General features: G+C 56.5%; 13 protein-coding genes and 1 pseudogene. 6 read left to right on the top strand and 8 right to left on the bottom strand.

Translation table 11 applies throughout. The annotated features are described in order from the left end of the window. Window positions 1-40: 40 nt before the first annotated feature. Together NST29_RS14345 and NST29_RS14340 are read left to right on the top strand one after the other, a co-directional pair. Window positions 41-1,225 carry an exonuclease SbcCD subunit D gene (locus NST29_RS14345; protein WP_033843220.1) on the top strand — a complete coding sequence of 395 codons (1,185 nt, stop codon included), beginning with the start codon at window positions 41-43 and terminating at the stop codon, window positions 1,223-1,225. Beyond that, complete coding sequence (locus NST29_RS14340) at window positions 1,222-4,563, top strand: SbcC/MukB-like Walker B domain-containing protein (protein WP_339232329.1); 3,342 nt, start codon at window positions 1,222-1,224, stop codon at window positions 4,561-4,563. Before NST29_RS14345 ends, NST29_RS14340 begins: the two co-directional genes overlap by 4 nt. An 87-nt stretch (window positions 4,564-4,650) precedes the next feature. On the opposite strand, the gene NST29_RS14335 is transcribed toward NST29_RS14340, so the two are convergent. From NST29_RS14335 to NST29_RS14305, 7 genes are all read right to left on the bottom strand, one after another. Beyond that, entirely contained in the window at window positions 4,651-4,872 is a 222-nt protein-coding gene (locus NST29_RS14335) for a spore germination protein (RefSeq protein ID WP_033019674.1), read from the bottom strand. A gap of 109 nt (window positions 4,873-4,981) precedes the next feature. Continuing rightward, window positions 4,982-5,359 (bottom strand): spore germination protein GerPE, encoded by a 378-nt coding sequence (locus NST29_RS14330; protein ID WP_033019675.1) that lies wholly within the window; start codon window positions 5,357-5,359, stop codon window positions 4,982-4,984. After that, window positions 5,356-5,547, bottom strand: coding sequence for a hypothetical protein (locus tag NST29_RS14325; protein WP_033019677.1), 192 nt, complete (start codon window positions 5,545-5,547; stop codon window positions 5,356-5,358). Before NST29_RS14325 ends, NST29_RS14330 begins: the two co-directional genes overlap by 4 nt. Then, window positions 5,544-6,146 carry a spore germination protein GerPC gene (locus tag NST29_RS14320; protein ID WP_033019679.1) on the bottom strand — a complete coding sequence of 201 codons (603 nt, stop codon included), beginning with the start codon at window positions 6,144-6,146 and terminating at the stop codon, window positions 5,544-5,546. Before NST29_RS14320 ends, NST29_RS14325 begins: the two co-directional genes overlap by 4 nt. 81 nt (window positions 6,147-6,227) lie before the next feature. After that, entirely contained in the window at window positions 6,228-6,452 is a 225-nt protein-coding gene (locus NST29_RS14315) for a spore germination protein GerPB (protein ID WP_033019681.1), read from the bottom strand. A gap of 13 nt (window positions 6,453-6,465) precedes the next feature. Beyond that, complete coding sequence (locus tag NST29_RS14310; protein ID WP_033011654.1) at window positions 6,466-6,687, bottom strand: spore germination protein; 222 nt, start codon at window positions 6,685-6,687, stop codon at window positions 6,466-6,468. A gap of 66 nt (window positions 6,688-6,753) precedes the next feature. Then, window positions 6,754-6,978: a spore germination protein gene (locus tag NST29_RS14305; protein ID WP_033019684.1), complete on the bottom strand. Its 225-nt coding sequence runs from the start codon at window positions 6,976-6,978 to the stop codon at window positions 6,754-6,756. 146 nt (window positions 6,979-7,124) lie between these two features. On the opposite strand from NST29_RS14305, the gene NST29_RS14300 reads away from it, so the two are divergent. The 3 genes and pseudogenes from NST29_RS14300 (at window position 7,125) to NST29_RS14290 (ending at window position 9,267) form a co-directional block, all read left to right on the top strand. Continuing rightward, a complete protein-coding gene (locus tag NST29_RS14300) occupies window positions 7,125-7,349 on the top strand; it encodes a spore germination protein (RefSeq protein WP_033019685.1) in 225 nt (74 codons plus the stop codon). Between the two features lie 9 nt (window positions 7,350-7,358). Continuing rightward, window positions 7,359-7,748: pseudogene (locus NST29_RS14295) on the top strand (AMP-dependent synthetase); the annotation flags it as partial. 349 nt (window positions 7,749-8,097) lie between these two features. Beyond that, on the top strand, window positions 8,098-9,267 hold the full coding sequence (locus NST29_RS14290) for a DUF418 domain-containing protein (RefSeq protein WP_033019747.1): 1,170 nt from the start codon (window positions 8,098-8,100) through the stop codon (window positions 9,265-9,267). 11 nt (window positions 9,268-9,278) lie between these two features. Here the strand turns inward: NST29_RS14290 and NST29_RS14285 are convergent, their stop codons facing one another. Next, entirely contained in the window at window positions 9,279-9,461 is a 183-nt protein-coding gene (locus NST29_RS14285; protein WP_172706163.1) for an aspartyl-phosphate phosphatase Spo0E family protein, read from the bottom strand. Between the two features lie 439 nt (window positions 9,462-9,900). Between NST29_RS14285 and NST29_RS14280 the strand changes: the two genes are divergently transcribed. Continuing rightward, on the top strand, window positions 9,901-10,803 hold the full coding sequence (locus NST29_RS14280; RefSeq protein WP_033019690.1) for a fumarylacetoacetate hydrolase family protein: 903 nt from the start codon (window positions 9,901-9,903) through the stop codon (window positions 10,801-10,803). Window positions 10,804-10,826 lie beyond the last annotated feature (23 nt).

Below are 10,826 nucleotides of genomic sequence, written 5' to 3'. Positions count from 1 at the left end.
CGATCGGGCCAAAAGCCATAGCCAAGGGGGAGAGAGAAAGATGCGCATTTTGCATACGGCCGATTGGCATTTCGGGCGAACGCTTGAAGGGCGGAGTCGGCTCGCCGAACAAGAAGCGTTCGTTGATGAGCTTGTGGAACTCGTTTCAGCCGAACGAATCGATGTGGTGTTGATGGCGGGGGACGTGTTTGACTCCGTCAACCCGCCGGCAGCCGCCGAGCAGCTGTTTTATGAAAGCTTGGCCCGGCTGTCGGATAAAGGCCGCCGGCCGATCGCGGTCATCAGCGGCAATCACGATCACCCGGAGCGCATTAGCGCCGCTTGTTCGCTTCTTCTAGAGCATCGTATTTTCCTATTTGGACGACCGCAGGCTTCGGTTTGCCGAATCGACGTTCCATCTTGCGGCGAAACGATGGTGCTTGCCCCTCTGGCGTATCCGTCCGAATCGCGCCTCGCTGAGCTGCTGTCGACGGAGCATGACGAAACGGCGCTGCGCGATCGGTACGACGACCGCGTCCGCGCCTTGTTCGAAGCCATGGCCGCTTCGTTCACCGCTGAAACGGTCAATGTCGCCATGAGCCATCTTTACGTCGCCGGCGGCCATGCGTCCGATTCGGAACGGCCGATTGAAGTCGGCGGCGCCTATACGGTGGCCGCGGAGAGCTTGCCGGCTTCTGCGCAGTACGTGGCGCTTGGCCATCTCCACCGGCCGCAGGACGTCAGGCGGGCGAGAACGTCGGCGCGTTACGCCGGCTCGCCGCTTGCTTACAGCTTTTCCGAGGCAGGGCATGCGAAATCGGTTACAATTGTGGATGTCCAGCCGGGCGGCCAAGCCAATGTCTCGGAAATTCCCTTGTCTGCTGGAAAACCGCTCGTTCGCTGGCAGGCGAAAGAAGGTCTGGCCCAAGTGTACCGGTGGTGCGAGGAAGGGCGGGACCGGTCGGGGTGGATCGATCTCGAGCTTTATGTGACGGAACCGTTGACGATGGAAGACATTCAGCGGCTGCGCAAGCTCCACCCGGGATTGATCTACATCCGTCCGGTACTGCGAGACGAGCCGCGCGAAAACGAAGCGTCCGCGGTCAGCCGTGAGCCGCTGTCCCTCGCCGAAATGTTTCGCCGCTTCTATGAACGGCAAACCGGTGGGCACTCTCCTGATGACGAGTTGGTTCGCTTATTTTTGGAGCTGGCGGTGGAAGAAGAAGAGGAAGGTGAAGGAGAATGAAGCCGATCTCGCTGACGATCGCTGGGCTTCATAGCTTTCGTGAAAAACAGACGATTGATTTCACCGCGCTGTGTGCGGGCGGGGTATTCGGTATTTTTGGGCCGACCGGCAGCGGCAAGTCCACGATTTTGGATGCCATGACGCTCGCCTTGTTTGGCAGTGTTGAGCGAGCGGCCAACCGCACACAGGCCATTATCAACCATGCCGAGCAGGAGCTGTTTGTCTCATTTACCTTCGAGCTGGAAAATGCCAACGGGACTAGGCGGTATACGGTGGAGCGGAGCTTGAAAAAAGTGGACGAGTGGCGGGCGCGCAGCGCTGTTTGCCGACTGATCGAACATCAAGCGGAGCCGATCGTCCTCGCTGACAAACTGTCCGATGTCGATCGAGAAATTGAACGGTTGCTTGGGTTGACGATGGATGATTTTACGCGGGCGGTCGTTTTGCCGCAAGGGAAGTTCGCCGAATTTTTGTCGCTCAAAGGAGTGGAGCGGCGGCAAATGCTGCAGCGTTTGTTTCACCTTGAGCGGTATGGCGATCGGTTGAACCAAAAGTTGAAGACGCGGCTTGCGGCTGCCGAACAAGAGCGGGAAAAGATCGAGGCGGAACAGGCGGGGCTTGGCGACGCCTCCAAGGCGGCGCTTGAACAGGCGGAAGCAAAAGAGCGCGAGCTGGTGGCGCTGTTTGCCAAGCGGAAAAAAGAGCTGGCCCAGGTGGAAGCGGAGGTTGAACGAACAAGACTTTTATGGGCGTGGCAACAGGAAAAAGAAGCGGTGGAACGGGAGCTCTCCGAATGGAAACGGCGCGAGGCCGGGATTCGCGAGTTGGAAGAGAAAAAAGAGCGCGCCGAACAAGCGGAGCGCATTTGGCCGTATTGGGAACAGTGCGAACAGGCGGAGCGACTGCGGGCCGAGGCATTTCGCCGCGATCAAGAGTTGGCGCGGCGCCTTGAAGAAGCCCGCACCCATTATGAGGATGCGGCGCGCGCCTATGAACAGGCGCGGCAGGAAAAAGCGCAGCGCGAGCCGCAGCTGTTGGCGGAGACGGAGCGGCTTCGGCAGGCTGAGGAGCTCGAACGGCAAATGGAAGCGCTCAAGCGCGAATGGGCGAGCTTGCGCGAGAAACGGGAGCGCCTGCTCGCTGAGGAGAAAGCGGCGGCACGCCGGTTCGAAGAAGCGTCCGCATGGTATGAGCGGGGCTTAACGCGGCAACAGGAGCTGAAGGAAGAGGCAAAGCGACTGGCGGCAGCGCTGGCCGACAAAGACGAGGTCGAGCGGGCGCACGCCGAGAAGCAGCCAATCGAGCAAGCCGCCGCGGCCATTGCCCGCCTCGACGCCCAGCTTCGGCAAAAAGAATCCGCTTGGCGTCAAGCGGAGGAGGAAAAAGCGAAGAAAGAACAGCGAGCTAGAGCGGCGGAAATGAAGCTTCGCGAGCTGTTCCGTTTCGTGGAGAACACATACCGCTCCGTCTGTTGGCGGCAACAAGAGATAGAAAAGCGGGCGCATAGGTTGCAGCAAGCGATCGAGATGGAGCGAAAGCAGGCGGAGGAGGCGCGGACGGCGGAGTTGGCCGCCTTGCTTGCCGACGGCCTCCGTCCGGGCGAACCGTGTCCTGTGTGCGGGTCGTGCGAGCACCCGCGTCCGGCTGTGATGCCTCATCGAAAACCAACCCGGTTGCCAGATCTCGAGGAGGAATGGCGGCAGTGCGAGCAAAAACGACAGACGCTGCTGTCGCTGAGGGCGCAGTTGGAACAGCTCGCTGAGCTTGCAGCTAGCCAGGGCGCACCGCCGGCCTTGACGGAAAGCGCCCCTGCGGATGAGGTCGCAGATCTTTCTGTCGAGGTGCGCGCGCTTGAACAAGATGTGATCGCCGGCAAAGAATCCGTTTACCAAGCGCTCTCGAAATGGCATGAAGCGGAGGCGGCGCGGCGCGAAGCGGAAAACGCGTGCCGGTGGTTGGCCGCCGATCTCGAGGCGCTGCAAGCCGAGAAACGGCGGCTCGAAGAGGAATACGAGCGGCTGATCGGGCAGTGGCGGCGCGCCTATCCGTCGTTTTCATTAGAGGAAATCGATGACGTCTACGAACGCTTGCGCGAGCGGGAGAAACAATGGCGTGAGGTGCAAAAGCGATTGGACGATAGCGTGCCGTTTTTGGAAGAAAAGCAGCGGGAAAAAGAGACGGCGGCACAAGAGCAGCGGCGGCTCGAAACGGAGCGGGTGCGCCTTGAGTCGCTGCTTGACGCCAAGCAGCAGCTGTGGAACGAATACGAGCAACAGTGGAAAGAAAAGACCGGTTCGAATCCAGCCCACATGCAGTTGCAAGCGGTGGAAGCGGAATGGCAGCGGTTAAAGAGCAAAGAACAGCAAGCTTATGAGGCTTGGCAGCATGCCCAGCGCCAATATCAAACATTCGAAAGCGAGAGAAACGCTGCCAAGCATGCGGCGGAAGAGGGAGCGAAGCGGGTGGAAGAAGCGCTTGCCCGTTGGCGGCAGGCGCTGGCCGATACCGTTTTCACCGATCGCGAAGAAGTGAAGGCGGCCAAGGTGCCGGCGGAGCAACGCCGGGAATGGGAAGAAGCGATTCGCCGCTATTGGCGGCAAATGGAACAGGCTCAACATCGCCTTGCCCAGCTGGAGGCGGCGATTGGCGGGGTGGAGGTGAGCGCGGAACAATGGGAAATGATGCAGCTCATCTATGCCGAGCTGAAAGCGCAAATGGAAACGTTGACCGAACAGCTCGGCGCCATCCGGGGAAAGGTGACGGAGCTGAGGAGCAAGCATGCCCGGTTTGTCGAGCTTGAGGCGAAACGGGCGGAACTTGACCGGCAAATCGCCAAGTATCAGCAACTGCAATCGTTGTTGCGCGGCAATAGCTTTGTCGAATTCATGGCGGAGGAACAGCTGGAGCAAGTGACCATCATGGCGGCCGAGCGGTTGCAGCGGCTGACGCAGCACCGCTACTCACTGGAACTTGATTCACAAGGCGGATTTCTCATTCGCGATGATGCCAACGGCGGCGTCAAACGGCCGGTGACGACGCTCTCAGGCGGAGAGACGTTTTTGACCTCGCTGTCGCTGGCCTTGGCGCTATCGGCGCAAATTCAGCTGCGCGGCGAATACCCGCTTCGCTTCTTTTTCTTGGACGAAGGGTTTGGAACGCTCGATCCGGAACGGCTGGAGACTGTAATCTCCGCCTTGGAAAAGCTGCATACCGAGCGGTTGGCTGTCGGCGTCATCAGCCATGTTCCGGAAATCCGCCACCGTCTGCCGCGCAAGCTAATTGTCGAGCCAGCCGAACCATCCGGCCGCGGCACGCGCGTATGTTTGGAAGTGATGTAATGGTTGCGGCAGCCAATAGCGCCTCGTTGGCCGGCATCGTTCATGGCTGGACGTTACAAATGGAAAGGGGGCCTGGCGAGCCCCTCTTTAGTTGTTGGCCGCGACCGTTTGATCCACCACGTCCGGGTCAAAGGCGTTCGTAAAGCTAATGGCGTTATTCGTCATCACAAAGTCGCCGGTGTTGAATCCACCGGATCCTGCTTGCGTTTTGGTGGCGACTTTCGGTGCGATATACAGACAATCGCCCACTTGGACAACAGCGCCGCTGCCGACGCTGTTAATTTTAATCGGACCGACGAATGAAGGCATGTTCAAACCTCCTCAGCCAAGGCATAGCGACGTCGAAAAGGAATCGGTTCCCGCTGTTGGCGCCTAGTGCCGGAGCGTGCGGCTGGCGGTTCGTTCCGGGCTCGTTCGTTTACGCCCCTAGCTCCGGAGCGGCGAGCTCGCGTATATGTTTTATTCTTGCTTCCGCCTCAACCGTTGAAGTGGAGCCAATCTGGACGACGGCGGATGAAGAAATCGCCAATATGCGTACATCACGGACAGAAAGAACCGGGGATTCGTGGATCGTTTGGCGGACAGTGATCGGCGGCGGTGAAAGCCAGCGCGGGATCGGTTTAGTGAAAATCGGGAATACTTGTTCTCCTTCTGCTCCGAAAAACAACTCATATTGACGCTGAACGGCCAAGGCGCGTGTACGGGCGGAAATCCGCTCGGAATCGCCGATTTGCAGTACCGAACTGATGATGAGGGTTTCTGCGTGAAACGTTTGCACCACCGATGTCCGTTTCACGATTGTTCCCCTCGAGCCGGCACGAGCGGAACGAACGGGCCGATAATGAGCGACTCCGGCGGCGTGTCAAACGCCGAAGCCAAGTGAATCGTATCAGCATCGCCGATTAAAAACAGCGAGGCGCTCGTAACAGCCACGAGGCGGATTGCGCCGACGTGTACATCGCGGTTGATGACCGTATAGTTCATGTCTGTTCTCCTCCTGAAGGCAAATGTTTCAAAAACATATCGAGCGACTGTTCAATATCGGCTTTGACTTTCTGAAAAATTTCGTTTTCAGTTGCCTCATCGCGGTCGGCGGTCGGGATATAGCCGCTGGCGGCTTTTTCCTGCAAATAAAAACGAATGCGCTCTTCCGTTTGCCGACTGATGTCTTGCAAAATAAATTGGCGGTACGGATCATCGAGGCGGCGGCCGTATCGCTGCTCAAGCTGCTTTAGCGTTTCCGGCGCTTCTTTGCCTAGGTACGCCGCCACCCTCTCCTGAATCGCTCGCATCAGCACGGGTTCCGGTTTAGGAACGACCGTTTTAACCGGCTCTACAGCCAAGTCCTCAATCGTCCCGCCGGCCCCGGGCGGTGCGATGCCGATGTTCAGCGTGCCTTCCAGCGTTTCGACTTTGAGTTGATCAAATTTATATTCGATTCGTTCGATCGAAGTGCGCGGCTGGGCTTCGATTTCTTGCAGCCGGGCTTCAAGGGTGCGAAGCCGGCGTTCCAACGCGCGCATCTTGTTCGTCTGCCATACTAAATAGCGGTGCAGCTGGGCGAAATAGTCATAGACACTCATCGGGCGCCATCATCCTCTCCAAGTCCCCTCTTACTTCAATATATGGACGGCCTTTTGCCATCATCACTGTTTGTGTTGAATTTAGCGGGTGGCGGAATGGAGAGGAACGAGCGGAGCGGACGGCTGCACCGCTGTTCCTAGCGGCACGATGGCCTGCGGCGCCGGCTCGGAGAAGCCCCCCGTGTTGGCGAGCGTCGACAGCGCTTGGATGCTTCCGGCGCTGCCGATTTGCAAAACCGATGAATTGGTCACTGAGCCGATCCGCAGCTGGTGGATGCAAATGCTTTGACTGATGTAAAAACGCATCCCCTCTTCCTCCTTATACGTTTCCGACGACGTTTTCGTCAGCGACATCTGCGTCGTTCGTGTTCGTGTTGCTGTAATAGTTGTAAACGTGGAGCCCGTCGCCCGTATTGAACGAACCGGCACCGGCAAACGTTTTGGTCACACTTTGCGGAGAAATGGCAAACACATCGCCGATATGGAACACGCCGCTGCTTCCAATGCTGTTCAGTTTCACGATCCCGACAAAAGCCGGCATGGGGGCATGCTCCTTTCACAGCGTCCTTATCCATAATGTATGGGCGCGCACCGAAAAACGTTCCCCTCAATTGTTTGCGGCATTGTTCGAGTCGGAGACGTCCGGATCGCCGGTATTGGTGAAACTAATAAATGTATTCGTCTGCATAAAATCTCCGTTGTTGCTTCCACCTGAACCTGTGTGGGCTTTCGCTGTGCTCTTGGGGGCAATTTGCAATACGTCCCCGAAGTTGACCGTTCCATCTCCGCTCACATGGGTAATTTTAATCGGTCCGCTGATAAATGAGGGCATAGCACTTTCCTCCTTCCGATGGCATCGCTATCGTATTGTATGTAAAGAAGGGAAATTCGGTTCAGCGCCGGGCAGGTGTCCGACGAGCCGGTATCATTGCGGCATATAATAAAAAAAGGGAAGGGACAGAAAGGAAGGGAAAGGCGATGCCAGCGATCGTCATCGGCGGGATTAAAGTGACCAACGTCAGCGGCAACGGCACCGTAAACATGGGAGATGTGCTGCAAATCGCTCCGAAAAGTACCGCGAAAACCAACTCCGGTGCCGGCGGCGGCAATACGGGTGACTTTTTGCAAACAAACACGTTTTGCAGCGTCACGAATACGGTAGATCCCGATGTGTTTGATGCCGGGGTGAAAGGAAACAACTAGACAGCTGCAACGATTCGTGACAGTTGGCTGTATACAGGGGATATGGCGACAGTCGATGAATACGGGCATATTGATATCGTCGACCGGAAAAAGGATATTATTATTAGCGGAGGAGAAAACATTTCCTCGATTGAAGTCGAAGGGGCGCTTTATGAACATCCGGCCGTGCTTGAAGCGGCCGTCATCGCCGTGCCGCATGAAAAATGGGGGGAAACGCCGCATGCGTTCGTCGTCGTTCGACCGGGGCATACGGTGAGCGAAGAAGAGTTGATCGCCTTTTCGCGGGAAAAGTTGGCCCATTTTAAAGCGATCACAGGTGTAACGTTTGTGGATGAGCTGCCGAAGACCGCGTCTGGAAAAATTCAAAAAGTGCATTTGCGCCGTCAATATTGGGATTAGATGGGAAAAACAGGACGTTATGTCAACTGATGGCGTGACGTGCGCGGGCTGCTCTGACAACAGAGATCGAAGGCTGGCGAAATACGGTTGTTTCTTTTAAGCAATGAGGGGGAGCGTGTGGAAGACGATGGGCTTTTCGATTTGAGAAACGAGGCTGATAAGCGGCCTGCTTCCTAAATCACCAACCTTAGAGAAAACGGCAGGAGATCATGATAGGTGGCGGAGGGTTTGGCGGTGCAAGGGTGCCGACTGTTCCGTAATAGGGCGAAACGTTTGGCGATCACATGAGATTGCCCACTCAGTAAGCCGCCTCCTTCGGCATAGCGAAAAGATAGAAAGAAGGGATTTGGTGACACCTTTATCGGCAGAACGGATCGCGGCGGCTGACATCTTGCGCGGCTTTGCCTTGTTTGGCATTTTGCTTGTCAACATGCGCTATTTCTCGTCGCCGGCGTTATATGTGGAAGACGTCGGCGACGGCGCCCTCAACCGCGCGGTTGCCGCAGCGATTGATCTTTTGTTTGAAGCGAGCACCTACCCGCTGTTTGCCTTTTTATTCGGATTCGGCACGGTCGTCCTTTACCACCGATTGCGCGAGCGCGGGAAGCGGCCGCTTCCGATTTTGCTGCGCCGCTTCCTTCTTTTGTTGGCGTTCGGCGCCATTCATGCGTTCGGCCTATGGTTTGGCGACATTTTACTTCCGTACGCGCTTGTTGGGCTGATATTGCTGTTGTTCATGAACGTCCCTTCACGCTGGTGGCGGACGACAGCATTTGTTAGTTTTTTTCTTTTTCACAGCTTCATGACCTTGTTGCTGGCCATAAGTATGGTGGTCGGTTGGATGGGGGCAGCCAATGACCGCGCGGCGGAGGCGTCCGTTGCTCTTCGCCATTACCAAAGCGGAACGTTTCGCGATGTGTTTTGGCAACGATGGCACGATTGGTTGTATCTCAATAGCGATGGTGGGCTTCTATTTACGCTTTTGGCGGTATGGCCGTTTTGCCTTCTCGGCGCCTATGCCGCCAAAGAGCGCTGGCTTGAGGCCGAACGCTATCCGGCCGCGACGTTGCGCCGCTTCATGGTCGTGTCGCTATGCCTCGGTCTGACGTTAAAAACGATTCCGTATTGGGCTGGGGCCAACGCGTTGACGATGTATATCCACGACAACGTTGGCGGCACGGTTTTGGCGGGGTTCTACGCCGCGGCCGCCGTGTTGGTTGGCGGGAAAGCCAATCGACGGCCGGCGTGGCGCTGGCTGCAAGACGCGGGAAGAATGTCGCTCACCCATTATCTTCTTCAGTCGCTCATCTGCACATCGTTGTTTTACAGCTACGGGCTTGGGTGGTATGGAAGGGTGGAGGAATGGCAAGGAGCGCTGCTGGCCGTTGGATTGTATGCACTGCAAGTGTGGGTGAGCCGCCCTTGGTTTCAGTCGTTTTATTTTGGACCCGCCGAATGGGTTTGGCGATGGGCGACGTACGGAAAACGGCCGCCGTTTCGCCGCCGGCCGAGCCAATAAAAAACCCGCCGTTATTGAACGGGCGGACAAGATTGCTTCGACTCACCGGTCTGGCGCAAATATTCATTGATCAACTGATCGAGTTGTTGGCTGCATTCGATCGTTTCCTTTGCCGTTAGTCCGTAGGTGAGCGCGAGCTCGATCATCTGTTGCCGCTTTTCTTCAATGAGCAGGAGAACCATTTCCTTCACCATCAATTCGTTGGAATGTCGGTTAAGGCATGCCGTCGTAGACAAAAAACGTCCAGCGCGCACCGAAAAAGGTTGGTGAAAAATCGCTGTTTGCCTTGATCGATGCTGGAACGCGAACATAGAGGCTGAGGCACAAGTTTTTTCACTTGAGAACCGATTCGGAGAGGCGGTTGCGCCAGCCAATCATCAGCCTCCTAAAGTTGCGGACGGCGAGAGGGGAAGTTAAACATTATTATACATAGAACGACGAAAAAAGAAAGAGATTCGAGAAAATAAGTGATAAATTTCCTAATTTAGACAAAATTCTACAAGAGACAGGAGTTTTGGCTTCGATGGCGAATAGGAGAACGTGGAAGCTTTGCCACAGGCAGAAACGGTCGAGGGCGCTGACCCGCGTTTTTGCTAGGGCAACGGAAGACGGATTATGGAAAGGAAGAAGGATATGAAGCTTGTCACAGCGGTTGTCAACGGAGAATCGTTTGTTGGAGCCGTGTCAGAAGGGGAAACGACGGTGATTCATTTGCGCGGTGCGGAGCGGGCCATGAGCGGAACGGAGACGATACCGGCTTCGATGTTGGCTGCGATCGCGCAAGGAGAGCGATTTTTGGCGCGGGCGCAAGAGGTCGTTGATTGGGCGCTTCGCCAGCCGAAGCCCGACTACGTCTTTCACCTTGATGCCGTTCGTTTGTTGGCCCCGATTCCACGGCCGGCCAAAAACATTTTTTGCATTGGGAAAAACTACGCTGATCACGCCCTTGAGCTCGGCGGCTCCGCGATTCCCGAACATTTGATTGTGTTTACAAAACCGCCGACGACGGTGATTGGCCATGGTGAAACGATTTTGCGCCATGCCGATGTCACTGATGAAGTTGATTACGAAGGGGAGCTGGCGGTGGTCATTGGCAAACGGGGGCGAGCGATCCGCCGCGAGGAAGCGCTCGATTACGTATTTGGATACACGATCATCAATGATGTGACCGCCAGAGATTTGCAAGAGCGGCACCAACAGTATTTCCTCGGAAAAAGTTTGGATACGTTTTGTCCGATGGGGCCGTGGATTGTGCCTAAATCGCTGCTCCCACACGCGAACGACTTGCGGATTGAAACGCGGGTCAACGGCGAAGTGCGCCAGCAGGCGAGCACTACGCAACTCATTTTTTCGCTGGAAGCGATCATTGAGACGATTTCCAAAGGCATCACCCTTGAACCGGGCGACGTGATCGCCACAGGCACGCCGGCGGGAGTCGGAAAAGGGATGAATCCGCCGCGGTTTTTGCAACCGGGCGATGTCGTTGAGGTCACGGTTGAAGGAATCGGCACGCTGCGCAACCAAGTGGGCGAGTAACTTGCGCGTAGGCAGCCGACGGC

It is taken from the genome of Geobacillus sp. FSL W8-0026 (genome assembly GCF_037966255.1).
Classification (GTDB): Bacteria; Bacillota; Bacilli; order Bacillales; family Anoxybacillaceae; genus Geobacillus; species Geobacillus icigianus.
This window is presented reverse-complemented; position numbering and strand designations above follow the sequence as displayed.